Origin of the sequence: Geopsychrobacter electrodiphilus DSM 16401 (genome assembly GCF_000384395.1) — a bacterium.
Classification (GTDB): domain Bacteria; phylum Desulfobacterota; class Desulfuromonadia; order Desulfuromonadales; family Geopsychrobacteraceae; genus Geopsychrobacter; species Geopsychrobacter electrodiphilus.
Genome location: NZ_ARWE01000001.1, coordinates 2,413,369 through 2,438,907, shown reverse-complemented (window position 1 = coordinate 2,438,907; position 25,539 = coordinate 2,413,369). Strand labels below are relative to the sequence as shown.

23 protein-coding genes are annotated in these 25,539 nt (G+C 54.0%); 9 read left to right on the top strand and 14 right to left on the bottom strand.

Annotated elements, in window-relative coordinates; all coding sequences use genetic code 11:
- Positions 1-6: 6 nt before the first annotated feature.
- The 3 genes from D888_RS0111520 to D888_RS0111510 all read left to right on the top strand — a co-directional run bounded on the left by D888_RS0111520 (position 7) and on the right by D888_RS0111510 (position 4,803).
- Positions 7-3,075 (top strand): efflux RND transporter permease subunit, encoded by a 3,069-nt coding sequence (locus D888_RS0111520; RefSeq protein WP_020676710.1) that lies wholly within the window; start codon positions 7-9, stop codon positions 3,073-3,075.
- A gap of 65 nt (positions 3,076-3,140) precedes the next feature.
- On the top strand, positions 3,141-4,151 hold the full coding sequence (locus D888_RS0111515; protein WP_020676709.1) for an HD-GYP domain-containing protein: 1,011 nt from the start codon (positions 3,141-3,143) through the stop codon (positions 4,149-4,151).
- 10 nt (positions 4,152-4,161) lie between these two features.
- A complete protein-coding gene (locus D888_RS0111510; protein WP_020676708.1) occupies positions 4,162-4,803 on the top strand; it encodes a MarC family protein in 642 nt (213 codons plus the stop codon).
- Between the two features lie 99 nt (positions 4,804-4,902).
- On the opposite strand, the gene D888_RS0111505 is transcribed toward D888_RS0111510, so the two are convergent.
- Entirely contained in the window at positions 4,903-5,784 is an 882-nt protein-coding gene (locus D888_RS0111505; RefSeq protein WP_020676707.1) for a LysR substrate-binding domain-containing protein, read from the bottom strand.
- Positions 5,785-5,886: 102 nt separating this feature from the next.
- Here D888_RS0111505 and D888_RS0111500 point away from each other — a divergent pair, with 102 nt between their 5' ends.
- From D888_RS0111500 to D888_RS0111475, 6 genes are all read left to right on the top strand, one after another.
- Positions 5,887-6,819, top strand: a complete 933-nt coding sequence (locus tag D888_RS0111500) for a YeiH family protein (protein WP_020676706.1) — start codon at positions 5,887-5,889, stop codon at positions 6,817-6,819.
- A 28-nt stretch (positions 6,820-6,847) separates the two neighbouring features.
- Positions 6,848-7,294: a universal stress protein gene (locus tag D888_RS0111495; RefSeq protein WP_020676705.1), complete on the top strand. Its 447-nt coding sequence runs from the start codon at positions 6,848-6,850 to the stop codon at positions 7,292-7,294.
- Between the two features lie 203 nt (positions 7,295-7,497).
- Positions 7,498-7,899, top strand: a complete 402-nt coding sequence (locus D888_RS0111490) for a NifB/NifX family molybdenum-iron cluster-binding protein (RefSeq protein ID WP_020676704.1) — start codon at positions 7,498-7,500, stop codon at positions 7,897-7,899.
- Positions 7,900-8,084: 185 nt separating this feature from the next.
- A complete protein-coding gene (locus D888_RS0111485) occupies positions 8,085-8,411 on the top strand; it encodes a DUF134 domain-containing protein (RefSeq protein WP_033423246.1) in 327 nt (108 codons plus the stop codon).
- Positions 8,412-8,453: 42 nt separating this feature from the next.
- Complete coding sequence (locus D888_RS0111480; protein ID WP_020676702.1) at positions 8,454-10,166, top strand: FAD-dependent oxidoreductase; 1,713 nt, start codon at positions 8,454-8,456, stop codon at positions 10,164-10,166.
- 135 nt (positions 10,167-10,301) lie between these two features.
- Positions 10,302-11,468 (top strand): MFS transporter, encoded by a 1,167-nt coding sequence (locus D888_RS0111475; RefSeq protein WP_020676701.1) that lies wholly within the window; start codon positions 10,302-10,304, stop codon positions 11,466-11,468.
- A gap of 85 nt (positions 11,469-11,553) precedes the next feature.
- Here D888_RS0111475 and arsB read toward each other — a convergent pair whose 3' ends face one another.
- The 13 genes from arsB to D888_RS0111415 form a co-directional block, all read right to left on the bottom strand.
- A complete protein-coding gene (gene arsB, locus D888_RS0111470) occupies positions 11,554-12,603 on the bottom strand; it encodes an ACR3 family arsenite efflux transporter (protein WP_020676700.1) in 1,050 nt (349 codons plus the stop codon).
- A gap of 13 nt (positions 12,604-12,616) precedes the next feature.
- Positions 12,617-13,075, bottom strand: coding sequence for an arsenate reductase ArsC (locus D888_RS0111465; RefSeq protein WP_051092376.1), 459 nt, complete (start codon positions 13,073-13,075; stop codon positions 12,617-12,619).
- A gap of 141 nt (positions 13,076-13,216) precedes the next feature.
- Complete coding sequence (locus tag D888_RS0111460; protein WP_020676698.1) at positions 13,217-15,169, bottom strand: amylosucrase; 1,953 nt, start codon at positions 15,167-15,169, stop codon at positions 13,217-13,219.
- A 66-nt stretch (positions 15,170-15,235) separates the two neighbouring features.
- Positions 15,236-16,111 (bottom strand): carbohydrate kinase family protein, encoded by an 876-nt coding sequence (locus tag D888_RS0111455; RefSeq protein ID WP_020676697.1) that lies wholly within the window; start codon positions 16,109-16,111, stop codon positions 15,236-15,238.
- Positions 16,108-16,695, bottom strand: a complete 588-nt coding sequence (locus tag D888_RS22670) for an HAD family hydrolase (RefSeq protein ID WP_211215667.1) — start codon at positions 16,693-16,695, stop codon at positions 16,108-16,110. The genes D888_RS0111455 and D888_RS22670 overlap by 4 nt, the downstream gene beginning before the upstream one ends.
- Positions 16,661-16,966, bottom strand: coding sequence for an HAD family hydrolase (locus D888_RS24770; RefSeq protein WP_211215666.1), 306 nt, complete (start codon positions 16,964-16,966; stop codon positions 16,661-16,663). The genes D888_RS22670 and D888_RS24770 overlap by 35 nt, the downstream gene beginning before the upstream one ends.
- Positions 16,956-19,124: an HAD family hydrolase gene (locus D888_RS0111445; protein ID WP_020676696.1), complete on the bottom strand. Its 2,169-nt coding sequence runs from the start codon at positions 19,122-19,124 to the stop codon at positions 16,956-16,958. The genes D888_RS24770 and D888_RS0111445 overlap by 11 nt, the downstream gene beginning before the upstream one ends.
- A gap of 272 nt (positions 19,125-19,396) precedes the next feature.
- A complete protein-coding gene (locus D888_RS21475; protein ID WP_020676695.1) occupies positions 19,397-20,230 on the bottom strand; it encodes an MBL fold metallo-hydrolase in 834 nt (277 codons plus the stop codon).
- Positions 20,227-21,309, bottom strand: a complete 1,083-nt coding sequence (locus tag D888_RS21470) for an aminopeptidase (RefSeq protein ID WP_020676694.1) — start codon at positions 21,307-21,309, stop codon at positions 20,227-20,229. The genes D888_RS21475 and D888_RS21470 overlap by 4 nt, the downstream gene beginning before the upstream one ends.
- Positions 21,310-23,220 (bottom strand): putative nucleotidyltransferase substrate binding domain-containing protein, encoded by a 1,911-nt coding sequence (locus tag D888_RS0111430; RefSeq protein WP_020676693.1) that lies wholly within the window; start codon positions 23,218-23,220, stop codon positions 21,310-21,312.
- A 19-nt stretch (positions 23,221-23,239) separates the two neighbouring features.
- On the bottom strand, positions 23,240-23,413 hold the full coding sequence (locus tag D888_RS24015) for a hypothetical protein (RefSeq protein WP_020676692.1): 174 nt from the start codon (positions 23,411-23,413) through the stop codon (positions 23,240-23,242).
- A 45-nt stretch (positions 23,414-23,458) separates the two neighbouring features.
- Positions 23,459-25,162, bottom strand: a complete 1,704-nt coding sequence (locus tag D888_RS0111420) for a VC_2705 family sodium/solute symporter (protein ID WP_020676691.1) — start codon at positions 25,160-25,162, stop codon at positions 23,459-23,461.
- 37 nt (positions 25,163-25,199) lie between these two features.
- Positions 25,200-25,514 carry a DUF4212 domain-containing protein gene (locus D888_RS0111415; protein WP_020676690.1) on the bottom strand — a complete coding sequence of 105 codons (315 nt, stop codon included), beginning with the start codon at positions 25,512-25,514 and terminating at the stop codon, positions 25,200-25,202.
- Positions 25,515-25,539 lie beyond the last annotated feature (25 nt).

Sequence of the window (25,539 nt, the reverse complement as noted above, 5' to 3'; positions counted from 1 at the left end):
TAGATCATGTTTGAGTTTTTCCATAAACGCCCGTACCTGCTCTACAGCCTGATTGCCGGGCTCTTTGTGCTCGGGGTCTACGGTCTGATCGTCATGCCGAAAAACCTGTTTCCCGACAGCGATCGGCCGACCATTATCATCATGAGTCAGGTGCCGGGGGCGACCGCCAGCCTGGTCGCGGCGACGGTCTCCAAACCGGTGGAGCAGGAGGTCTCGACCCTGGCGCTGATCCGCAAGGTCAGTTCGACCAATATCGCCGGGATGTCCATCGTCAGCGCCGAATTTGAGTACAAAAAAGGGCTCGACGCCGCAGCGGTCGACGTCAACAATGCCATCAACAAGGTGCGAGGCCAGCTTCCGGAAGGGGTGAATCCTTCCATCTACACTGCCGGATCTTTCGTCCTGCCGGTAGATGTCTTCGCTCTCTCTCCCGCCAACGCCAACGTTGATATCGACACGATCCGCAAGCTGGCGATCAGTGACTTCAAGCCCGCCCTGCTGCGCAATCCCGAGGTTGGCAATGTCGAGGTCTTCGGCGGCTTCCAAAGTGCCATCAACATCAATGTCGACCCCTTCGCCGCCAAGGCTAAAGGGATCGACCTGGATAAAATAGCGGGGATAATCCGGACGCTTGATCGCGACATTCCCCTCGGCTTCAGCAAGGGGGATGATTCCTTTTTTACGGTGACTTTCTACGGCGAGCGCGACCGGATTGAAGATCTGCGACGTCTGCCGGTCGCCCCCAATGTGACGCTGAGCGATATCGCGACGATCCGCTGGGAACATCAGCGGCGCTTCTCTGGTTACCTGGGAAACGGCAAGCAGGCGATCGCCCTGGTCATCCAACGCGCACCCGGAGGCTCGGTGCTCTCCACCAGCAATGCCGCGCGGGCTGAGATTGCCAAGCTCCAGGCGCGTTACCCGAATGTTCATTTTGAACTCACCGATACCCAGCACAATTTGATCCAGACCGCTAACAGCAACATGCTCGACGCGCTGCGCGATGCGATCATCTTCACTTTGCTGGTGATCCTGCTGTTTCTAGGGAATCTGCGCGCAGTGGCGGCGGCGCTGGCCTCGATCCCGATGGTCTTTTTTGCCACCATCGCGATTATCTGGATGTTCGGCGGTGAGTTGAATCTGATCATCTACACCGCGATCATTCTCGCCCTGGGGATGCTGGTCGACGATGCGGTGGTGGTTCTGGAGAATATTGAACGCCATCTGACCGAGTTAAAGGAGGACTTGCAGACTGCCATCGTTCAGGGGACCAAAGAGGTCATCGCGCCGGTGTTTGCCGGGACCGTCGCGACGATCGCCATCATGTTCCCCTTTTTGTTTGCCGGAGACTTTCCCCAGCAGATCTTTCGCCCGTTGATCTCGACTTTGATTATCGCGCTCTTGGTCTCCTACTTTCTTTCGATTACCTTTATCCCGGCGATCTCCTTTTACCTCTATCGCAATGGAACCAAAAAAAACCGGGTTGAACTCTGGCTGGAGCGACTCTACCAGAACAGTTTCGGACGTCTGGTCAAGCATTACCTGGCGATCCTGAAGTTCTCCGCCGGAGGACGCTCGCGGCTGCGCCGCAGCCTGATGATTCTGGGGGTGGTGGTGCTGCTGGCCCTGAGTGTGCGCGGGATCATGCCGGTTATCGGACGCGACCTGATGCCGCCGATGGATACCGGCATCATTAAGGCCCACGTTAAATTCAGCGCTAATGAAACGGTCGAGACCACGGAAAAGCGGATCGCGCCTTTTCTTAAATGGTTGCATGCACAGCCTGAGGTCAAGATGAGTTCGGTCAGCTTCGGCAGTGAGCCGGGCGTGCTCTCCCTCGGATCGGGATCCTTGCCGACCGAAACGATCATGACCATCAACTGCGTCGATCGCTTCCAGCGCGAAGCGAGCATCTGGCAGCTGGAGGATCGCATCCGCCAGCAACTCGCTGAGCTGCAGAACGTTAAAGCGGTCGATGTTTACGATTTCGGCGCGACGCCCCTCTCCAGTATCAAGGCCCCGGTCAACGTGCAGCTGCTGGCCGAAGATTACAACCTGTTGCCCGCAGCCAGCCATCAGGTGGCTGCGGCGATGAAAACCGTCAAGGGGCTGACCTCGATCAGCACCAGCTGGGACAAGGACTTCACCGAAGCGGAACTTGATGTCGACACCAACCGCGCGCTGGCTTACGGCATCACCCCGGTGCAGCTCGCGGCGCAGTTGCCGCTGGCCGGCATCCCGGTCACCATGAGCGGCAATCTGGTGACGATGCAGGGCCAGTTTGTTCGGCTTTATTTCAATCGGCCCTTTGACCGAAACCTTCAGGATTTACGCCTGATCCCGATCCAGACCGCTAAAGGACCGGTTCCGTTGGAGTCATTGGCTAAAATTCGCTACCGTCTGACCGCCAACAAGATCGAACGCAACAACCTGCTCTACTCCGTAGATATCAGCGGTTATCGCGCCCGACGTGCTATCTCGACCATGACCGAAGATACCGACAAGGCCCTGAAAACTTTGAATCTTCCGGGGGTGGAAATTCATCAGGAAGGCGACATGAAACAGATGGGGGACACCTTCAGGCGCATGATCAAGGCGATCGGCATCGGCGTGGTGCTGTTGCTGATGGCCTTGATCGCCATCTACCAGTCAGTGCGCATGTCGATTGTCATGATTCTTGTTTTGCCGCTGGCGATGATCGGCGCCTCCTGGGGGATGCTGATCTTTAATAAGCCGAGCTGCATGCCGAGCCTGGTCGGCATCATGCTGCTGTTCGGCATCATCATCAAAAACTCGGTGCTGCTGATCGACTTCTATCAACAACACCGCAAAAAGGGGGAATCCCCCATCGAGTCCGCCATGGAATCGGTGCGGGTGCGTTTCCGCCCGGTTCTTATGACCGCCTTCGGCACCATCGCCGGCATGATTCCTATCGCCTTTGAATGGGCGGTCGGTCTTGAGCGGCTCTCCCCGCTGGCCGATGTGGCCATCGGCGGGCTGCTGATCGGCACCATTTTGACTCTGATCTATATTCCGATGTTTGCCTACAGCGTGGAGAAGAAGGATGCAAAGTGAATGCTTAAGCGCTAAGCTTAGCTGAGGCAAAGTAGAACAGAATAGCGACAGGGGAATTCACCGGCATGCATCATGAAGCGACCAGAACGGGGCGAATGACGGCTGAGCAAATCGGCCTTCAGACCCTCTGGGCCTTGTTACAGGGGTCCCCTTTGGCGGTCTTTGCCGTCGATAAAGAGGGTTCAATTCTGATCTGGAACCAAGCCTCCGAGCGGCTGTTCGGCTGGGTAGAGCAGGAGATATTGGGTCGAACCAACCCGATTATTCCAGAGGGACGAGAGTCAGAGTTCCAGCAGTTGCGAGATCGCGCCCTGGCTGGAGAGGTTTATACCGACATGGACGTGCGCGTGCTCAGGAAGGATGGTTCGCAAGTCGAGATCAGCATTTCCACGGCGCCCCTGAGGGACGAAGCTGAGGTCATTTTCGGTTTGATGGCCGTGGTCAAAGATATCAGCGAACGCAAACGGATGGAAGAAGCACTGCGCGCGAGCCTGCAGAAATCGCAGCGGATATTTGATGAAACGATTCATGCCCTGGCCGCTGAGGTTGAAAAGCGCGACCCTTATACCGCCGGTCATCAGCACCGGGTCGCACGGCTGGCTGGTGCCATCGCCGAAAAAATGGGTTTGCCGACGGAGCAGGTTAAAGGTATTCGTACCGCCGCCATTGTTCATGATATCGGCAAGATTTCCATCCCGGTTGAGATTTTATGTAAATCGGGCTGGCTCTCTGATATCGAGCGCAGCTTCCTTGAAATTCATCCTCAATCAGGTTTTGAAATATTGGAAGGGATCGAATTCCCCTGGCCGATTGCCCGCATCGTCCAACAGCACCACGAACGGAGGGATGGCAGCGGTTACCCCTTTGGGCTTAAAGACGACGAAATACTGCCGGAGGCGAGAATCCTGACCGTGGCCGATGTCGTTGAAGCGGCCGCTTCGTATCGACCCTATCGACCGGCCAACGGAATTGATTTTGCCCTGGACGAGATAAAAACACACCGGGACGGCTATTATGACCCTGAAGTCGTTGATGCCTGCCTGATCCTGTTTAACGAGGGGTTCAAACTGGAGTAAATATTCCATCATGATTTTTCCACCTGAATACATGCTTTTCGTCAAATCGCTGATCGGGGTTCTGGCCATCGTTAATCCTCTGGGGGTCATTCCGATTTTTCTGGCTCTCAGTAGCGACCGCACCCCCGTAGAATGCCAGCGAATTGCACGCGGCAGCGCTTTCTCCGTGGCCGTGGTTCTCATGGTCGCGATCTGGGCTGGAGATATGATTCTGGGTTTCTTCGGGATTAGTCTCTCCGCGTTCAGCTGCGGAGGTGGCCTGTTGGTTCTGTTGATGGGGATCAATATGTTACATGCCAAGCAGAGTCATGTACGCCATACCCCGGACGAGGCCGAAGAAGCGGACAACAAAGAGAATATCAGCGTTGTCCCATTGGCAATCCCACTCATGGCTGGACCAGGAGCGATCAGCCTGGTGATTGTTGATGCACATCAAGCCGCTGGCTGGAGCGGCCGGTTGATATTGAGTGTTGGAATTGTCATTGTGGCCTGCACGGTCTGGCAGACCTTACGCCTGGCAACGCCTATTGGTAAAAAAATGGGGATTACCGGACTGAACATCGCGACTCGGGTTATGGGGCTGCTGCTTGTCGCCATTGGTGTCCAAATGATGACTTCCGGCTTGGCCATCCTCCTGCCCGGCCTTGCTTGAGTTGCGGCAGTGGCGGTTTGATCCGCGGGGTGACATGCTGAAGAGTAATCCCCCTTTTGGTTAGTGCCGCGAGCTCTGGTGCGATTGACAGATGTCCTGTCACTGGGCCCCGGCGACCTCTAAAAAGGCCGACAGCAGCGCCGAATAACTGGTGTCACGCCGCTTGAGCAGGGAGAGCGAACGCCTGAGCAGCAGGGAACTCTCCACTTCAACCAGCTCGCCGTGCTCAAGTTCACGGTGGACGGCCGCACGTGACAGGCAGCTGACCCCGAGCCCCGCGGCGACGCCATTTTTGATGGCTTCTGTATGGCCAAATTCCAGGGCAATAGTATATTTTACGCCCGCTTTCTCCATGGCATCTTCAAAGATTTCGCGCGTTCCTGAGCCTTGCTCGCGGATGATCCAGGGCGCCGCTGCCAGCATCTCGAGCGTAGCATGTTTCTCAACAGCCCAGGAGTGGTGCGGGCCCGCCACGACCACCAGTTCGTCATCGCGCCAATGATTTGCAACCAGCCTCCGGCTGTGGCAAGGCCCCTCGACAAAGGCGATATCAAGCTCACCGGATTCAAGCCATTCCGCAACCTGCAGGGTGTTCCCTACGCGTAATTCGACCCGGGTCTTGGGAAACTGCCGGGCAAAACTGCCCAGGAGCGCCGGCAGCAGATAATTCCCGATGGTGGTACTCCCTCCGACCAGCAACTCTCCAACCAGTTCACCGCTCTCTCCCTGCAGCTGTTGCTCCAGGCGTCTGACCGCCTGCAGGATATCACGTGCGTCTTTGAGCAACAGGCGTCCGCTGTCGTTCAGCAGCAGTTTCTTCCCTGAGCGTTCAAACAGGGGCGTCGGGCTCAGTTGCTCAATCTGCGACAAGGCCATGCTGACCGCCGATTGGGTGAGTAGTAGTTCTTCGCCGGCCCTGGTCACACTGGAGGTCGCGGCGATCTTTTCAAAAATTTCCAGCTTTCTCAAGGTCAGTTGCATATCCATAAATCCAATTGATGATTTTGTTCAATATTATTCATTTTTATTTATATTCTAATCGGACTAAAGTGTCAACATTCGCTGCAACCAAAGGAGCCCATTGTGAAAAATTATCCTGGTTTGAAAGTCTTGTTCTGGATCCTGCTGCTGGGCTGTTGCTGGCCGGTGATCACCGCACCGATCGCGCTGGTGGCCGGAATTTCATTCGGGATTCTAATTGGCAATCCCTGGGCGGCAACGACATCGACCTGGAGCAGGCGGCTGCTACAAGCTTCAGTTGTGGGGCTCGGCTTCGGCATGAACCTGCCGGAGCTGCTTAAAACCGGCAAAGAGGCCTTTGTATATACCGCCGTGAGCATCAGCTTTACCATGCTCGCAGGGTATTTGCTCGGCAGGTTATTCAAAACCCCGCAGCGGACCTCCACCCTGATTTCCTTCGGCACCGCCATCTGCGGCGGCAGCGCCATTGCTGCCATGGCGCCGGTCATTAAAGCGGAACCCGAAGAAACCGGGGTCGCCCTGGCGACCATATTTACCCTGAATTCCATTGCTCTGCTCCTTTTTCCTTTCGTGGGCCACCTGTTGGGGATGGGACAACGGCAGTTTGGACTCTGGGCTGCTTTGGCGATCCATGACACGAGTAGTGTGGTCGGAGCCGCCGCCGCCTATGGCGGGCTGGCCTTAGCTATCGGGACCACTGTTAAATTGACCAGGGCCCTATGGATTATGCCTGCGGCTCTGGTTGCGACCTGGGTCACCAAGTCTGAGGGCAAGGTAAAAATTCCCCTCTTTATTGTCGGCTTTATTGCGGCCGCAGCCGTCAGGACCCTGCTCCCTCAGTTTGATCAACTCTGGCACCCGTTGAACAACATAGCCAAACAGAGTCTGGTTGTGACTCTGTTCCTGATCGGCATCGGTCTCACCAGAGAGGTTTTGGGCAGGACCGGTGTTAAACCGCTGGCGCAGGGCATAACGCTCTGGATGTTGGTCTCGGTATCAAGCGGTATCGCCATAATGGCAGGCTGGATCAATTAACGTGTCCCCCGGTAAGAAAGGACAGGATATGAACGAAATGACGACCATCCTCTTTGCAACCGATTTTTCGGAAGTTTCCGACTCGGCGTTTGAATATGCCGCGTCCCTGGCCACAACCTATAACGCGCGCCTGGTTGTTCTACACGTAGTCGCCCATCAGACCGATCTGCGCAGCTTTTACGTCCCGCACATCTCTTTTGACGACATCGATCGGCAAGTCGAGGTCGGAGCAAAACAGAGGATGTCTGAATTTTGCGTCAGATGGCAGGGACAATTTCCCGATCTGATCGCGCGTGTCGTGACCGGGATACCGCAGGAAGAGATTCTCAAACAGGCGCAGGAGGTTACGGCGTCGGTGATCGTCATGGGAACTCACGGACGCCAGGGTTTTGAGCACTTTATTTTTGGCAGTACCGCCGAGAGCGTCGTAAAAACCGCCCCCTGCCCAGTTCTGACGGTTCGGCCGCAAAGCTGAGCCGCGCACCGAGTAAATCGAAAACATCCATGGTTCGGAGCCCCCAGCGTTCGCATCGTCTCCGGAGCCGAGAAAATGCAACCAACACTATTTCCACATCTTTTAGGTGTAAATATTATCTTGACTTTTATATATATGGACTTATTATTGTGCATATACACACATCTACTCGATCGCTACCCTTTGAGCCAAGGAGAATCACCATGAAAATCTGTTTCCCGGTTGCCGAAAATCAAGGTTTGGAAAGTGAAGTCTATGGGCATTTCGGTTCGGCGCCACAATTTCTTGTCGTTGATACTGAAACCCGCGAAATCAAAGCGCTGAAGAATGGCGACGAGCACCATGCTCACGGTGCCTGTCAACCACTCAAGGCCCTCGGCGGGCAAGATGTTGATGCTGTCGTGGTCGGTGGCATCGGCGGTGGAGCTCTGATGGGGCTCAATCGGGCCGGCCTTATGGTCTATCAGGCTCAGGGACTGACGATTGCCGACAACATCACCTGCTTTGCCCTGAATGAGTTACCGATTTTAACTCCTGGTCAGACCTGTGGCGGTCACGCTCATGGACATGGTCATGGGGCGGAAGCTGGCGGTTGCCACCACTAATGCGTCATTGAATTCAGATCCATTTTAATCCTAAAGCCAGGGCAACCGTTTCGACTGCCCTGGCTTAATCGGGAAAGATCCATGATGATCCTGAATATTGTACTAATCCTCAACTGCGGAATGCTCCTGTCTGTCTTTCTTGTTAAGAGACAAGCAGGGTTGGCGCTGCATCGAGAGAAACGCTGATGTCTCCACGTCCAAAAAAACCACGCACATGTTGTTGCATGCTGAGAGAAAACTGCACGCTGATCTATAAGCCAGCGGGCACCCCTTTAAAAGACTTGAAAAAGACCATTATCAATCATGATGAAATTGAAGCCATGCATCTGTGTGACGGTCTTTGCTTAACGCAACAGCAGGCCGGTGAGCGGATGGGAATCTCCCGCGGGACGGTGCAACGTTTGGTTGTAAGCGGGCGCAAGAAGTTGATTGATGCTCTTCTCGAAGGGCATGCAGTCTTGCTTCCAACCGAAGAGTCAGCAACGGCGACAGAATCCTTTCAACCCTCCTGATGGCCCTCAACCAAAAAAATATCAAGAAGGAGTTACAACCTCATGTCCACAGAACCGCGCAAAATCCTGATTGTTGGTGGGGTTGCCGCCGGGATGAAATCAGCTTCCCGCCTGCGTCGCCTCGATCCCAAGGCCCAGATTACCGTAGTCGAACGCGGAATCCATCTTTCTTATGGGGCCTGTGCCCTGCCATACGTGATCAGCGAAGAGATCGAAGACCTTGACGAGGTGCGTCAGACTGCGAACGGCACTGTGCGCGATGAGGCCTTCTTTTCGATGGTCAAGGACGTTGAGGTCTTGACCCGCTGCGAGGCGGTCCGCATCGATCGTGAAAAACAAGAGTTAGAGGTTCATTTCCTCGATGATGACCGCTATCAGAGCATGTCGTATGACGTGCTTGTGTTGGCGACCGGGAGCCGCCCTTTGGTCCCGCCATTCCCCGGGAGAGATCTGGCGGGGGTTTGTGCGTTAAAAAATATGGATGATGCGGCCAGCATTGCCAAGCTTGTTGAACCTGGTGCGCGGGCCGTTATTGTTGGAGGAGGGTTGATCGGGCTTGAAATGGCCGAAGCCCTGGGGTCACGCGGTATGGATGTGACCCTGCTGGAGATGCAGGAGCAGGTGCTTTTCGGGATTCTCGATAGCGACATGGCCGAGCATATCCACCGGGTGCTACGCAACGCGGGGATCAAGCTGCATCTTGGCGAGGCGCTGCAGACTATCAGCGGTCAGAACGACCAAGTTCAGAAGGTCACAACGACCATTGGCAGCTATCCGGCAGATCTGGTGATTCTTGCTCTGGGCGCCAAGCCGAATATCGAACTCGCCCAGGAAGCAGGTCTGAACATTGGGCCGAGCGGCGCGATTGCGGTCAATCAACAGATGCAAACCAGCGACCCGAATATCTGGGCTGCTGGCGATTGTGTCGAAAGTTATCATCTGCTCAATCACCAACCGCTGCATTTGCCGCTCGGCTCGACCGCCAACAAGCATGGCCGCATCGTTGCTGACGCCATATGTGGCCGGCCGGCACATTTCCCTGGAATTCTCGGGACCTTGTTGGTCAAGGTCTTCGGCCTGAATGTTGGTCGCACTGGATTGTCCCCCGAAAAAGCGGCGCAAAGTGGCTTTGATCCGGTCAGTATTTTTGCTCCTTCTCCCGACCGTGTCCATTCCATGCGTGGCGCAAAACCTATCCTGACACGACTCACCATCGACCGCGAAAGTCGCAAATTACTCGGTGCCCAGATTGTTGGACCAGGCGAGGTCGCCAAACGGATTGATGTGGTCGCTACCGCACTAAGTTTCGGCGCCGATATCGATCAACTCGCGCAGGTTGATCTCGGCTATGCACCACCTTTCTCTGCGGCGATGGATCCGCTGCATCAGGCCGCGAACGCCCTGCGCAATAAGCTGGATGGTCTGGCTGACAGTCTCTCTCCTTTGAAACTTAAACAACGCCTTGATCTCGGCGAGGATCTGCTCCTGCTTGATGTCCGCTCACCCGCCGAGCACGCCGAAGTGCGGATGGCCGGAGCAACGTTGCTTCCGTTGGGAAAATTGCGCGCCAAAGTTGCAGAGTTGCCGAAGGATAAACTGATCGTCCCCTTCTGCAAGATCAGCCTGCGCGGGTATGAAGCCGTGCGAATCCTGCATGCTGCCGGGTTTGAGAAGGTTGCTTACCTTGAAGGTGGTTTGCTGGGCTGGCCTTATGAGCTTGAGCGCGGCGCACCTGAGGTACCAATAACAAATTGAATATGCTGGTAAGAAGTGACGCGAGTTTTGATCCTTCTCAATCAACGACCAATGTATTCAGGGGGAGCGGCTTGGGCCGTCTACTCAAGCTGCAGACGACCTAAAACCTTTGTATTTATTACGAATGGATAATCTTTGGGACTGAACACGAAATTCAAAAAACCAGACGTTATTATTTTGTCGCTGGCGCATCTTGCTCACGATACCTTCTCCTCATTTTTGGCCCCGCTGCTGCCATTGCTGATTGCTAAGTTGGGCATGTCGTTATCGATGAGCGCTCTTCTCGACGTGAGCAGGAGGATTCCGGCCCTGTTTAATCCATTTCTTGGGCTGCTGGCAGAAAAAACCGGGGTTAAATATTTTGTCATTCTTACCCCGGCGATAACCGCCATCAGTATGGGGTTGGTGGGGTTGGCGAATTCGTTTGCCGTGTTGTTTATTCTCCTGTTTGTCGCGGGCATTTCAGCAGCACTTTTTCATGTCCCTACCCCAGTGATTGTGAAAGAAGCTTCAGGTGACAAGGTCGGAACGGGGATGAGCTTTTTTATGGTAGGTGGCGAACTGGCCAGAACACTGGGGCCACTGCTGGTTATTTCGGCGGTATCGCTGTGGGGTCTGGAAGGAATATACCGCTTGATCCCCCTGGGGGTGATTGCTTCCCTGGTGCTTTATATCAAGCTGAAGGATCTTGATGTTAACCGGCGCGTGCAGAAGGCCAAAGAAAAAGGGGATACCCGCAAGCTGTTGCGACTCTATTGGCCGCTTTTCAGCGTGATCGCCGGGTTTCTCTGTTTTCAGTCTGCTATGAAAAGCGCGCTGACCCTCTATCTGCCGGTTTATTTAACCCATCAAGGCGCCTCGCTATGGTTTGCCGGTATTTCATTGTCTGTTCTGCAGTTTTTCGGGGTCATCGGGACATTTTGCGCTGGCAATATTTCGGATAAAATCGGTCGTCAAAATACCCTGGTCATTTCGAGTATCGGCTCTGTGATCGCCATGGCAATGTTTATCCTCACACAGAATATTATCTTGCTGGCTATCCTCGGATTTTTCTTGTTTGCCTCGGGTCCGGTGCTTATGGCTTGCATCCAGGACACAAATTCGAACATGCCGACTTTTATGAACAGCATGTACATGTTTATAAACTTTGGGGTCAGTTCCCTACTCGTATTTACGCTGGGATTCTTGGGGGACTGGATCGGCCTGGAGCGTACCTATGAGCTGAGTGTTATGTTTGCCATCGGCACAATTCCGCTGGCATTTCTTCTGACACGCTGCATCGGAGAAACTGAGAGTCAGTAGTCGGAGGACGGCTTAGACGAGGTTAGCAAGTTCAATTCAGGTTATTGGATTTCAGTGCCCGGGACTCGCAAAGGGCTATCTCAATTTATCCTGCACTGTAATACTTCTTCCGTAGCCAGAATGACACATTCACCAGCCCGATAAGCGCCGGAACTTCGACCAGCGGGCCGATGACTGCGGTAAACGCGACCGCAGAATCCAGCCCGAAGACCGCCACCGCTACTGCGATCGCCAGTTCAAAGTTGTTGCCCGATGCAGTAAACGCCACAGTTGCGGTTTTGGAATAGTCGGCTCCCGCCTTGATCCCCATCCAGAAGCTAACCAGAAACATGATGACGAAATAGATCAGCAGCGGGATGGCGATCCGCACCACGTCGAGTGGAATGGAAACGATCAACTCCCCTTTGAGACTGAACATCACCAGAATCGTGAAGAGCAGCGCGATGAGTGTCATCGGACTGATTCGGGGGATGAACTTCTGCTCGTACCAGTCCCGTCCCTTGGCCTTCAGCAGGGTGAAGCGGGTCAGCATCCCGGCGATAAAGGGAATGCCGAGGTAAATCGCCACGCTCTTGGCGATCTGGCCGATCGAGACCTGCACCACCGCCCCCTCCAGTCCGAAGAGCGGCGGCAACACGGTGATAAAGAACCAGGCGTAGACCGAATAGAAGAGGACCTGAAAGACTGAATTGAAGGCGACCAGCCCGGCGCAGTATTCGGTGTTTCCTTGCGCCAGCTCGTTCCAGACGATGACCATGGCGATGCAACGCGCTAGGCCGATCATGATCAGTCCGACCATGTATTCCGGGTAATTGTGCAGAAAGACGATGGCCAGGATAAACATCAACACCGGGCCGATGACCCAGTTCTGCAACAGCGAGATGCCGAGAATCTTCTTGTTGGCAAACACCTCGCCTAACTCCTCGTAACGCACCTTTGCCAGCGGGGGATACATCATCAAAATCAGGCCGATGGCAATCGGAATATTCGTGGTGCCTACTGAGAAGGCGTTAACCAGGTTCTTTACGCCGGGGAAGAGCCATCCGGTACCAACGCCAACAAACATGGCCAGAAAAATCCACAGGGTCAGGTAGCGGTCGAGAAATGAGAGTTTCTTCGTCAGTCCTTGGGGCATGGTTTTAACCCTTTCAACGCTTCAATTCTTTACGGAAATAAATCCCCAGTTGCTCACGGATCTCATCACGCACCCGGCGGTAAGCATCCATGACCTCGTCTGCTGTTCCGCTTGCCCTGGGCGGATCATCGAAGCCCATATGCAAACGTTCAACCCCGCCAAAGAAGAGCGGACATTTCTCGTTGGCATTATCACAGAGGGTGATAACGTAATCAAAACTCTGGCCGTCATATTGACTGATATGCTCAGAGTTATTCCTGCTGATATCGATGCCAAGCTCGGTCATGACCTGAACAGCTTTCGGGTTAAGCCCGTGAGGTTCAGTCCCGGCTGAGAGGGCGACGATCTGTCCGGCGAAGTCATGATTGATCAGACCGTCGGCCATCTGGCTGCGGCAGGAGTTGCCGGTACAAAGAAAAAGCACGCGCTTGACTGTGATGCTATACCTCTTGTATCCGCAGCCTGGTTTCATCGGCCAACGATTTAAAAAATCGTACAGTCTGTTTCATGATGACGGGTATATCCGTATAGGCGGGGATACTGTCAAGGCAAGCAGCCTTGCTGTGAATTGAGAATTGCGTAGGTAAGCAGTGACAATATTAGCTGTCAGCATTTACTTTTCTCCGAGCCAATAAAAACCAAACCCAGGGATGACGAGACTATTTTTGAAAAGATCGGGACTCGTCCCTCGGTACAGATCAACCAGCTGGCCCTGTTGCGAACTCCAGGTACCCAGATCATCCAGATTGAGGTGCTGGGGCTTGCCGTTAAAATTGGCGACGACCAAAACCCGCCCGGATTGATGGTTCAGATTGTAGCGGCCAAACACAAACAGATGCGGATTTTCCACCTCAAGCAGTTCACGATTGTTGAAATCAGCAAAAACCGAGATCTCTTTACGCACGGCAATCATCCGCTTGAGCGCGCTGAAGATCTTATACTCGACGCAACCAGGCGTATTTCTGCGGGCCGCTATTTCCCAATCGATCGCCGGGCGATGAACCCATCTGGTATCTCCCCTTTTGTTCGGGTCGGTGCGATAGGAATCGTCGTTCAGGGTGCCGAGAGCATCACCATAGTAGAGCAGGGGAATCCCGCCAAAGGACATGATCATGCCATGCAGCAGCAGGATGAGTTTGATTGCATCATCAATCGCTGAGTCATCCCCAACTTCCAGCGCATACTCCAGCCCCACCAGTGAAGCCAATGAACCTGAAATCCGCGCGTCGCCGGTCTTATCATTCTGACCAAAGGGGAGGCCACGGGCATAGGAATCGGCAAACTGACCGGTGAAATAATCGATGAGAAATTTGCGGTGCTCTGCAGGCTGATAATCACACAGCAGGATATCCCGGTCGTCAAAACCTAACCCGATATCGTCATGACAGCGGATGTAATTGAGCCAGGTTGCGCGCTCCAGCTTGACCGGCAGGCTTTTAATCCCCTGATTTAACAACCGGGCATTCTTGGTGGCAACCGCATCCCACATCAACGCCATAAAGGTTGCGTTGTAGGCGATTTCGCATTCCTTGGCGATCACCGCATCCTCGCCAAAATATTTAATCATCTCGACCGGCGCCACAATCGCTTCGGCAATAAACAGCACGCCAGGTGCCGTGACCTGGCAGCAGTCTTTCAGTAATTGCAGGATTAAATGCGCTTCGCGCTCGTTCTGGCAGGTGCTGCCGATCTTCTTCCACAAAAAAGCCACCGCATCCAGGCGCAGGATATCGGCACCCTGATTGGCCCAGAAGAGAATGATGTTCAACATTTCGATAAAGACGGCCGGGTTGCTGTAGTTGAGATCCCACTGATAATCATTAAAAACGGTCATGACCCAGCGCCCCATCTCTTCATCCCAGGTAAAATTTCCGGGCGCATTTTCGGGGAAGATCTCCGGCATACTCTGCTCGAACATATCCGGGACGCTGCGGGTTTCGAAGGTATAGTAGTAGTCCTGATAAACGGGATTTCCAGCCTTGGCCTGTTCCGCCCAATAGTGACGATTCGAGGTGTGGTTCACCACTACATCCAGCACCAACAGGATGTCCCGGGCCTGCATTTCAGCCGCCAGCGCGTTCAAGTCGGCAAGGGTCCCGACCTGCGGATCGATCTCGCGAAAATCGCTGACCGCATAACCCCCGTCGCTGCTCCCCTCCGGGCAGGGCATAATCGGCATGACGTGAACCAGGTTGATGCCCAGTTCCTGGAAATAGTTCAACCGCTCGCGCAGACCATTTAAATCCCCAGCAAAACCGTTGCAGTAGAGCGCCATCCCAACCCATTTCTGGCTGAGAAACCAGTTATAATCCCTCTCGCGGGCCAGATCGAGCTGTCGGAGTTTGTCGGAACGCTTGATATACTGTCTGGCCATGGTTTCGACCAGGGTTTGCGCCTGTTGCTCGAAATCGTCGCGGTCGCCGTACAGTTTTTCAAACAGGGCGTGAATGGCATAGAAATTAGCGCCGAGGCGGGTATAGAAGTGGCGGAGATCCTGCTGGTGGATTTCGGGTTTAATCTGATTGAGAATATCGTTCAAAAGGGAGTGGGCGACCTGTTCGTACATGCTGTTCCTAGATTCTAGTGGGTTTTTCGTATTTATAGCATCCGCTTGCCTGATGAAGCAAAAGCCCTAATCGATGATCTCCTGATAAAAAGAAGCATCCTTGGTGGTGGCACCGCGCAAGCCAATGATTTTACTGGCAAATTGTTGCGCGACCTGAAGTGTTTTGGTTATCGACCAGCCGGCGAGCAGCCCATGGATATACACCGCACTAAATGCGTCGCCGGCGCCGACCGTGTCAACCAGAAGTGGGGCTTGTTTGGGCACAACTTCGTGGTATTCCCCTTGAGCCGTGCGCACCAGGGCGCCCGCTTCTCCACGGGTCAGAATCAGCTGTTCCAGCTGGAACTCGACCTGAAACCTTGCCATCTCCTGGTGGATGTCGAGAGAATCGAAGCCGAGCAGACGGAGTTCATCCAGGTTCAGTTTGACCCAATGCGCCTGCGCCAGCCAGTTGTGAACCTCAGCCTGTTGCCACCAGGGGGTACGCAAATTGACATCCAGAAAAATTTTTAAATCTGCAGCCTGGACAAGCCACTGAAATGCATCGCGAGAAACGCTATTTCTCAGCCCCAGGGTGCCGTGATACAGAACCCCGTCGCTCGCGGCAGGACCGATTTTAGCGGCATCGACAAAATCATAGGCCGAGTCCTGGAGGATAGTGTAACTAGGCTCGTTCCCAACCACCTTAACGGCGACTTGCCCGGTCGGATGCACAGGATCAAACTGAACTCCTGTGGTACTCATCCCCCAAGTCTGCATGGCGGCGAGGATCGTTTTGCCGAGTTCGTCATCTCCAACCCGCGAAATAAATTGCGGTCGATTTCCCAGCGCCTGTAAATGCCAGGCGACATTAAAGGGAGCTCCACCCAGAATCTGTTCCCCGCTCGGGAAACAGTCAAAGAGCACCTCGCCAAAAACGGTTAGACCTGAAGATCGACTCATAGTGAACGTTCCATTTGCGTCAACTTGGCGCGAAATTCCGGGACAAAATGCCAGACTCCCTCAAGGATCCCGGCGGCATAATGGCCACCCAGACCAGAGCCCGCTTCTGTCGCCAAATAAAGTGAATCGGTCTGACCATTCTGCACGGCAAGTTGCTTGGCCTGTCGCTGTACTTCGGAGCCGGCATTGGCGACCAGAATTGCAGGGACAGCACTGCCGAGAACTGCCAGGTCATTGCCACTATCGCCGGCAAAAACCACCTCGTCCTGCTGAAATCCGAGCTGTTGCTGCAAAAACTGAATCCCGTGCAACTTTGTCGCGTTGCGCGGCAAAACATCGAGCAAACCGATGCTTTTGCGTTCATCAATACTCCAGACCAGACTGGCTTCCACCCCCTTTTGGTTTAGACAGCTATCGACCCAGCTTAGCACAGGCCCCTTGTTTCCCTCCAAGGCCAGATAATAACTGAGTTTGAAGGTGTTCTGCTTGCTGGCTTCCTGCAACCTGAGCTCAGACCGTGGACGGAGATATTCCTGAATCTGCTCACGACTATGCCCATGCCAGTCCTCCGAAATCTGGGCCATAAGCGCTCATCTCCTGCCATTTGGCAGCCTCAATCCGGTAAATCTGGGTCCCGACATCGGTGATCGCATAGTCGGGTTCCGGCAAGCCATACTCCTCGATCGCCTGTTCCACCAAAAGCTGATGCCGCCCGGTCACGTAAATCAGGGTGACCTCGGGCAACCGACAAAACTCCCGGAACAGTTTGCGTGCAGCTGGGTGTTCGGGCTGAACGCCATTGGGGATAAGCGTTCTATCCAGGTCGGTGCAGAGCAGCAAGCGTCTAGGGCTCATCAGAACGGGCAATCTCCCTGGGGTCTTTACAGCTGCCGAAAAAATCGTAGAACTCCAAAGCCTCGATAATTCCGGCGGCATGCGGCTTACTCGAAAAAAAGATTCGTTCGACATCGACCAGTTGCGACAACTCCTCGTGGTGCCGGTTCGCCACCACGGCCGCCAACGGATTGCCACGCATCATATCCTCGTCGGCACCGGACCCCCCCGCGACAAACACCGACTCCAGCGGGATATTCAAGCGCTCAGCAACATAGCGTAAAGCTGTCCCCTTTGAAGCTCGTAACGGCAGTATGTCCAGAAATTGGCCAAAGGCCAACTGGACATGAACCGCTTGCTCCGCCTGATGGAGCCGCGTTTTTATCTCATCCAAATCCGCAAGTTCCGGATCGATGAAGTAACTCAACTTGAAACGACTTTGCTCCAGTTTTGGTTGGGCTTTCAATCCCGGGTAATCGGTCAGAATCATTTTCACCTGCTTCGGGGACCACAGGTGATCAATATGCTTCGCCCAGGCGATATCCGGCCTCAACTCGGGGGTATGGTAAATTTCGGTGCCGCAGCTGGTCACCAATACATCCGGTTCCGGAATCCTGTGTTTCTTCATCAACTTCAGCGCCGAGTCGAGCCGACGGCCAGTGGCAATAATAAACTGGGTACTCTGTCGATGCTGACGCAACGCTTCGACCAGGCGCAGCAACGAATCAGGATCGCCAACCAGATTTTGATCAAGGTCACTCACGATTGCTCGGTCACGATAAAGCGCTGAGCGCCGCGAAAGCGACTTGCGTACCAGCAATGCCGAACGCTGTGCGATCGGTTTCACCTCGGTCAGATAACGCTCGGCATGTGCATCCCATGAATAGTTTTCATGCACGCCCTGCAGGCCCTTGTCACAATAACTCTGCCACAGCTTTTTATCGCCGAGAAGCTTTAATAAGACCCGGGTGATGGATTGCGGTTCGAGCGGATTAATCAAAAAACCGTTATGACAGTTGTCGATAATATCGCGCGGGCCGCCATCTTCGGTGGCCACCAACGGCAGGCCGGAAGCAGCGGCCTCGATCAGGGTCAAGCCGAAGGGTTCGGTCAGAGCCGGATTGACAAATACCCCCCCTGACGCGGCCGCAATGCGATAAATCAGCGGGACCTGATCGCGTTGATGGTGCTTCGGCATGACAACCTTGCCGTAAAGATCATAACGGTCGATGGCAACCAGCAGATCATGAAAGACCTCCTGAGCGCCCTCTTCCAGATCATCAATATCCTCACGATTCCCGGCAATAATCAACAAATTAGCCAGCTTCTGCAAGGCGTCTGATTGACCGTAAGCCGCAACCAGAGCCTCAATGTTTTTGCGTTTGTCCGGCCGCGACAGGGCGAGCACAATCGGCTTTTTCGGGTCTTTCAGATGCCGGGTAAGGTTAGCGAATAGTGGAGTTTCCAATTCGCCCCCTTGCGGAGGCATAAATTGCTTAAAATCGGTGCCGGGCGGGATAACCCGCATCTGTTCAGGTTGGTAATAATCGTAAAGTTCATACTGGTTCTCAATCTCCTGATAGGTACTGGTAATCACCCGCTGCGCAGTGGCGAGGGTTATCTCCTCGGCCTCAATGCGCCGACTCATATTAAAGCGCTCTTCGATCTCCTGAGTCGTGAAGTCACTCGCCAGGAATCGGCTGCGTTTTATCCGTCCAAGCGAATGCCCTGTATGAATCAGGGGGATTCCGAGGAGATTCGCCAAACGCGAACCGACATAGCCGGCATCAGCATAATGACTATGAAGAATATCTGGCAGGGGACTGTTCTCGCGAAAGAAATTCGCCAGGTTATCGGCAAAACCGTCCAGATGATCCCACAACTGCTCTTTAGGGAGATAGCCATCCGGGCCAGCGTTGATTCGCAGAATGCGAAATTTGTCGGAGACGGCCTCTATCCGCTCGGCATAGTCAGCAGAGACCGCATCATCCACCACGCGTCGCGTGATCAGGTCAACTTTGCCGACGCCAGGCTGCCTGGCCAGTGCCTGAGCAAGTTCAACGACGTACAGGGTCTGGCCGCCCGTGTCGGCATCACGGCCCAGCTCCAAATTTTTACCCCTGATTAATCCGTGAATACTTAAATGAGCAATGTAGAGACCTGCAGGTTGTGCTTTCATACTCGTCCTTGTTTAGCAACTTGGTCCAACAAGTATCTCCACGGACATCCGAAGACAGAGGGTTTTGAGGGGAGGTTCAAGCCCGGTAGCTGAGTCTATTTCCTCATTAAATGCTATCAGACCGAGGATGGTTTTCAAGGGGTCCTGCGTTCTGTGCTTTAGGGGTAAGAACCCGAGCGCGCAAGCCCGGATTCAGCGGCGAGATTTAATCAGCGCCGATTAGACAGGTATTGCCTCTGGGCTTCCGGCATTGCTGACCAGATCTGCTGAGGTTAAAGTTGGATCAGGGTACCAACAGTTGCAGGCAAGACGCGCTGGCCAAAATGGTGCATTAATTGTCCGGTGGCATAAGTTCCGGTGCAGTGAGAGGGGGCAAGCAGCTGAATATTATGTTGCTGAAGTTCATTGGTGATGAGCATTTGATGCTCATTTTCGGTAAACATCAAGTGCAAGCCACCGACTATACCGAAAAGGGATGTCACGCCAGTTAGAGCAAATGCATGGTTGAGGATATTTCTCACCCCGGCATGCGCGCAGCCGCAGAGGATGGTCAATCCTGATGTCGTTTGCAGATAGAGGCTTTGATCATCAAGAAGTGGATCCGGCACGAGCTCCCCTTGTTGCCGGTGACGAAGTCGTTTGTCCGCCTCCAAGGGGAATGGTCGCGGGATTTCGCCTGAGAGCAGCATTCCATCACACAGCACTACGGGATCCGCTGATAACATAAATACTGCTCCGGCAGCTTCAGCTTCAGACCTGGTGAAGCCTGTACCGCTATCGCGCTTGCGGCCTTGAGTGACGTTGACCTTTTCCTCAAAAATTGCCGGGTGAGCATAGATTGGCGTTGTGAGTCCTGCGCGCAGCTTTAACAAGGGGAGCAGTCCACCGCAGTGGTCCCAGTGGCCATGACTAAGCAGGATGGCATCAATTTGGCTCAGGTCAATCCCGCAGGTCTTTGCATTATTTAACAGACCCAACCCGTTGCCGGTATCAAAAAGGTATTGCTTGCCCGCTGTTGCAATATGGCAGGCGAAACCGTGTTCGCCGATCAGGCCGGGGTGAGAGGCGACGCTGTTGTCGCACAGAATGGTCAGTTGCATGCTCATGGGTTCTCGCGTGTTGTCGGTTGGGGTGTGGGCTGAAGGCTTGCCAGAAATTGTCGTCGCTGTTCAGTGGATTTCTTTGACAGTTCTTTGCAGGCCTGATAATAGCGCGAAAAATTTCGCTGGTTCTCTTCGAACAGTCGATTGAAAGCCGGTAATAGACGGCGGTAGGTCTGCAGTGAAGCCAGGCGCGCATTGTTCAGGGTTTTGACCCAGTTGTCGTAACCCCCATAGCCGCCCCAGCTGTTTTTGAGAGCCTGATACTGGAGGTGTGCCGCCGCGAACAGGTTATTTTTTCTGGTGAGCTTCTCCTGGTCAGACAAAGATGAAGCGTAAAGGTCGGCCAGCTGTTGACGCAGACTGTTGGTCCAGTTAACAAAAGCCACTTCCCTCTCCAGCTGGATAGCGAATTGCCGGCGTTCCTCGGCAGACCCGTATTGGCTCAGCCACAACCGTGTGCCGGCAATTCCGACGCTGGTGGCAAAGGCTTCGTTAAAGGCGGAATCACCCGTCAGATAAAGTTGCTGATGTGCCAGTTCATGAAAAATGAGCCGTGCGATCGATGCTGCGGGCCAATGGCTGAAACTGCTGAGGACCGGGTCGTCAAACCAGGAGAGGGTGGAGTAGGCCGGAACGCCCGCGACCAGGGTGTCGTAATTCTCATCCTGCAGGCTCTGAGCGAAGGATTTTGCCGCGCTCTTTGAAAAATAACCCCGATAACTGACACAGCCGGCGATCGGGAAACACCAGGTTTTTGGCTTAAGTGACAGGGCAGGGGCGGCCACAACATTCCAGATCGGGTAGGGCCGATCCAGCTCAACATAGCTGCGGTAGCTGGCGTTGTCGGGCAGGGCAAGCTGAGTCGTGGCAAAATCACGAATCTGGAGAATTCGCGCAAGTTCGGCCTTGCGTTGGGAGTCAATGGTTGTTCCGCTCAGTAATTCAGCAATCGGCTGGCGCTTCTCGAGAATGGCGTATTGCCCCCTTGCTGCCTGCAAATAGTAGGCGCTATCGGTACAGGCGCCGAGCAGAAACAACAACAACCCGAACAGAACGAACAGTAGTTTGATGCGTCTGGACATTTAAATAAAGGATTTCGAGAAGTGCCGTTTGGTCGCGTCCTGTAACTTGCTGACGGCGTTAAATGATTCTTTGAGCAATTCCTGCTCTCCTTTGGTCAGTTCATTCGGATCAAGATAGTGGCCTGGCTCCTGACCCTGATCAAGCAGACCGATCTCGTTGCGTAGCCGCAGAAAGGTCAGTGCTTCAAAGGCCGCTTTGATATGCTCGGCGGTTTCGCGTTCGAAGATGTGGTTCCGGGTCAAGGCTTCCAAGCGTTTAAGGGTTGAGGTTTCAGGGGTTTCCTGTTCAAGGGAGAACATGCGGATACAGTCAACGATATAGATAATCCCTCCTTGTTTGAGCGAGAGTTGCCCTTTGTGCGTTCCCTCTTTTTCAAGTAAAAAACGGCCCAGCATGCCGATTGGCACGCGGTAGGTCTGATCGAGAGTCATCATGTGGTAGAGGAAGCGTTTGAACTCACGGACCTCGGAAAAGACGATCTGCTGGAGCTCATCAGCCAGTGCCTGGTCACCCTCAAGGCAGACGAAATCAAAAAATATCGACGAGTAACGGACCTTTTGGGGTTCGGGGTCGTTGATCCAGTCGTGGATGCGTTCTCGCCAGTCATCGAGCCGTCCGCGCCAGGCCGGATTGTTGACCATGACCTGCCCTTCGCAGAGAGGAAATCCAACCTCTTGAAAGGCAGTCACCAGCTTTTCAGCAAAAGGGATAAAGAAGGCTTCGGCTTTCGCCAGCTGTTGCGGCGAAACATTCTCAAAGACGAAGCCGTGATCCTGATCCGGACTGGTCAGCATTTCCCGGCGACCGCCGCTCCCCATCAGCAAAAAAGCGTGCCTGATGGAAGGGGGCTGGTGCCCCTCATCGAGCATCTGCTGGTAACAGATGGCGTAGGTCTTTTTGATGAGGTTCTGGTGAATATAGGAGAGGATCTCCATCACTTCGGGGGTTGAATGGGTCTCGGTCAGCAAGGCCCGGGCAATGGTCAGAATTTCATGCTTGATGCGGGCGAGTCCGGCCAGGCTGTTTTCATCCCGGATTGAACCGACCAGCAGCATCGCTTTCTGACTGCGGAAACGCATCAGGTCGTGAAGGGTAACAATGCCGACCAGTTCACCATCATCGACAATCGGCAGATGCTTGACCTTATGTGCGGTCATGTAGGTCATCGCTTCGTACATGTAGGTAGCCGGGCGCATCGCGTGGCAGTGAGGGGTCATTACATCTTTGGCCTGGGCGTTTTCACAGTCGGCGGTGTCTGGAGCCAGAACTTTGGCCACCAGATCTCGTTGGCTGATGATCCCGATCGGGGTCCCCTTGGCATTAACGACGATCAGTGCACCAATCTTCTTGTGAGTGATGGTGCGTGCAACCTGTCGAACCGGGGTCTCTTCGATACAGGTTTCAACAGGGGACTGCATGATTTCAGAGAGGCGCTTTTTAAATGGGTAGGCCTCCATCTGGGTCAGGGCATTACTGGTATTTTCTTTGACCATGTCGGCATAGAGGCTGCGAACCCTGGTCAGGATAACCTTGGTGAAGAACTCACGGATCTGCGGATAGTCATTTGAGACACTGGTCAGGACTTCACGCGGGATCAGAAAACAGCTGGTGGCGGTGACGGCACGCGCTCCGCCGGTGTAGGGCTGACCAGAGAAGATCGGGGTTCCACCGAAGAAATTCCCCTCCTTGCGATAGTCGACCACCATCTCCTGCCCGCCAGGGACAGCGGCGGTGATTTCGACCATCCCTTCCTGGATGACGTACAGAAAGTCGGTCGGTTCATCTTTCTGCTTAAAAATATAGGTGTCGGCCGGGAAGGTTTGCTGCAGAGCTGAATCGCGAAGTTGAAGCAGGATCTTTTCGGGCAGAATGTCGAAAGGGGCTGTCTCTTTAAGCTGAGTGATGCTCATCAGGAATCTCCGTCGGGCCTTAAGTGGCCTTGCGGTCAAGGATCAGTGCAATGATGAAACAGGCGATGCTGGCAAACATTAATTCAGCGGTATGGACAAAAATATTTCGCGTGATCATCAGGTCGACCCCCATCAGCCCGATACCCAGTATGCCAAAACTGAGCGCGACGCGTTTCTGTGTCCGAGGAGTCATGATGTAAGCATCCTTATCAGCTGCGGCTGTGTGACAGCGTCTAATCTAAAGTGAGACGGCCGTTTTCTTCGGTCCATCCTTTTCAGGTACGTATCCTGGAAGGTTATGCAGTTTGCGTAAAATGTTGTCACCCCGTTCGGCAGATTCATCATCCAGTTTGTCTTCCATGGCGTGCGAAACCAGAATATTGATCAGAAAAGCCAGCGGGCAGACCAGCAGAGCACTCGAGGTGGCGGGTAAAATGCCATGATCGCCAAACATGTGAATTTTCAACATCCAGCCAAACATGGCGAGCAGAGTCATGCCGAGTCCAAAACTCATCCCGGCCAGGGCACCATATTTGTTAGAGCGTGAATACCAGATACCGAGGACAACGACGGGAAAGATGGTGTTCCCCGCGATTGCGAAGGCCATCGCCACGATTTGGGCGATGAGCGCCGGTGGGTTGAGGGCAAAGAGGACAACTACACCACAGAGCAGTGCGGTGCAGATTCTGCCGATCAGCAGAGCCTGCCGGTCAGAACTTTCCGGTCTGAAAACTGTTGCATACCAGTCGTGTGCGATTGCGGAAGCTCCCGCGACCAGAAGCCCGGCCACCGTCGACAGGCCTGCGGCAAGCGCGCCTGAAGCCAGATATCCAATAAATGCGCTGCCGAGACCCGCACGTTCGGGGGCCGAAAGGATGATCACGTCGGCGACCGCTTTGCCACCAGTCGGATCCCAGAATCGCCCCATGGCGGCGTAGACCGGGGACGACCAGTAGAGTAGACCGATGAAAAATAGTCCCCAGAGCACTGAGCGCCGCGCGACATCTTCATTTTTAACGGTGTAAAAACGAATCATGATGTGTGGCAGACCGGCGGTGCCGACCATCAGGGTAAAGACCAGCGCGATAAATTGATAAAAATCACCATGACTCCAGGGGAGGTAAGCATTTTTAAGGGTGGCGGTTACCTCCGGATTCATCTGGCCTACAGCCGTTTGCCCTTTCATCAGATTGGAAATAATCGTGCCGTATTCAAGCTGAGGCAAAATTCCGGCGCCGCCGGCTTTTTTCAGCAGCACCCAAAGCGGAATCAGGAAGGCTGAAATCAGAACAACATACTGAATTTGCTGATTACGGGTGACGCCTGACATGCCGGAGATAAGCATGTAGGTGAGAACGACACCTGCGGCAAAAAAAACACTGGCGGTATAGTTCATGCCGAAAATCCAGCCGCAAATCAGGCCGATGCCTTTAAACTGTGCGGTCGAGTAGGTGATGGCGATAATAACGGTCACGCTGGCCGCTATCAGTCGTACTGCGTGGCTGTTGTAGCGATCCCCCAAAAATTCGGGGATGGTGTATTTGCCGAAGCGGCGGATCTGAGCGGCGATCAGACAGAGCAGCAGAACGTAACCGCCGGTCCAGCCGATGATGTAGCCTAGACCGAACCAGCCTTTTAAATAGAGCAGACCAGCGACGCCCATGAATGACGCGGCGGACATCCAGTCGGACGCGATAGCCGCACCATTTCCGATTTTGCCGATCCCCTGGCCAGCGACCCAATAGCCCGAAGTGTTTGAGACCTTCGATAGAAATCCGACGCCGACATAGATGCAGAGCAGGGCTACCATGATGATTGCAGGGACCAACTTGAAGCCCTGGTTCAGCTGGTAGATTTCTTCACCAGCAGCGCCTATGGCGAACCCGCAGCTTAGCAGTAGCAATGAAGCAGTAAGAATTGCGATCGCATAACATCTGTTCATGATGTTGAATCCTTCATGACGGCGTGAGGTAAAAGACTCAGGACTTTCGCAGTTTTATATTTTTCGCATCCCACAGCATGCAATAAAGTTTACACAACAGCAGGTACCCGATGGTGCATCCCTGAGCCAGCAGCCAGTAGTGCAGAGGGAACCCCAGAAAGCGGGCCTTGGTGAGGAACGATTCCCCTAGCCCTTGCGGATCAGAGAGCCCGGCCAGCCAGATTAGAGTCGGGATGCCGTAGCTGAGCAGAAACCAGAAGACGATGATCGTTTTTGCGACCGAGGTTTCGGCTTTCATTGCTGGTGTCGATGGGGCAAAGAAATTGACGGTAACGCGTGATTTTTTCGTCATGGCTCAACCTTCAGGTTGTGAGGCG

Bases quoted from the DNA above. Each gene is read 5' to 3' on its own strand.
- D888_RS0111520 (WP_020676710.1), top strand. From the start codon at position 7: ATGTTTGAGTTTTTCCATAAACGCCCGTACCTGCTCTACAGCCTGATT.
- D888_RS0111515 (WP_020676709.1), top strand. From the start codon at position 3,141: ATGCATCATGAAGCGACCAGAACGGGGCGAATGACGGCTGAGCAAATC.
- D888_RS0111510 (WP_020676708.1), top strand. From the start codon at position 4,162: ATGATTTTTCCACCTGAATACATGCTTTTCGTCAAATCGCTGATCGGG.
- D888_RS0111505 (WP_020676707.1), bottom strand. From the start codon at position 5,784: ATGCAACTGACCTTGAGAAAGCTGGAAATTTTTGAAAAGATCGCCGCG.
- D888_RS0111495 (WP_020676705.1), top strand. From the start codon at position 6,848: ATGAACGAAATGACGACCATCCTCTTTGCAACCGATTTTTCGGAAGTT.
- D888_RS0111490 (WP_020676704.1), top strand. From the start codon at position 7,498: ATGAAAATCTGTTTCCCGGTTGCCGAAAATCAAGGTTTGGAAAGTGAA.
- D888_RS0111485 (WP_033423246.1), top strand. From the start codon at position 8,085: ATGTCTCCACGTCCAAAAAAACCACGCACATGTTGTTGCATGCTGAGA.
- D888_RS0111480 (WP_020676702.1), top strand. From the start codon at position 8,454: ATGTCCACAGAACCGCGCAAAATCCTGATTGTTGGTGGGGTTGCCGCC.
- arsB (WP_020676700.1), bottom strand. From the start codon at position 12,603: ATGCCCCAAGGACTGACGAAGAAACTCTCATTTCTCGACCGCTACCTG.
- D888_RS0111465 (WP_051092376.1), bottom strand. From the start codon at position 13,075: ATGAAACCAGGCTGCGGATACAAGAGGTATAGCATCACAGTCAAGCGC.
- D888_RS0111460 (WP_020676698.1), bottom strand. From the start codon at position 15,169: ATGTACGAACAGGTCGCCCACTCCCTTTTGAACGATATTCTCAATCAG.
- D888_RS0111455 (WP_020676697.1), bottom strand. From the start codon at position 16,111: ATGAGTCGATCTTCAGGTCTAACCGTTTTTGGCGAGGTGCTCTTTGAC.
- D888_RS22670 (WP_211215667.1), bottom strand. From the start codon at position 16,695: ATGGCCCAGATTTCGGAGGACTGGCATGGGCATAGTCGTGAGCAGATT.
- D888_RS24770 (WP_211215666.1), bottom strand. From the start codon at position 16,966: ATGAGCCCTAGACGCTTGCTGCTCTGCACCGACCTGGATAGAACGCTT.
- D888_RS0111445 (WP_020676696.1), bottom strand. From the start codon at position 19,124: ATGAAAGCACAACCTGCAGGTCTCTACATTGCTCATTTAAGTATTCAC.
- D888_RS21475 (WP_020676695.1), bottom strand. From the start codon at position 20,230: ATGAGCATGCAACTGACCATTCTGTGCGACAACAGCGTCGCCTCTCAC.
- D888_RS21470 (WP_020676694.1), bottom strand. From the start codon at position 21,309: ATGTCCAGACGCATCAAACTACTGTTCGTTCTGTTCGGGTTGTTGTTG.
- D888_RS0111430 (WP_020676693.1), bottom strand. From the start codon at position 23,220: ATGAGCATCACTCAGCTTAAAGAGACAGCCCCTTTCGACATTCTGCCC.
- D888_RS24015 (WP_020676692.1), bottom strand. From the start codon at position 23,413: ATGACTCCTCGGACACAGAAACGCGTCGCGCTCAGTTTTGGCATACTG.
- D888_RS0111420 (WP_020676691.1), bottom strand. From the start codon at position 25,162: ATGAACAGATGTTATGCGATCGCAATTCTTACTGCTTCATTGCTACTG.
- D888_RS0111415 (WP_020676690.1), bottom strand. From the start codon at position 25,514: ATGACGAAAAAATCACGCGTTACCGTCAATTTCTTTGCCCCATCGACA.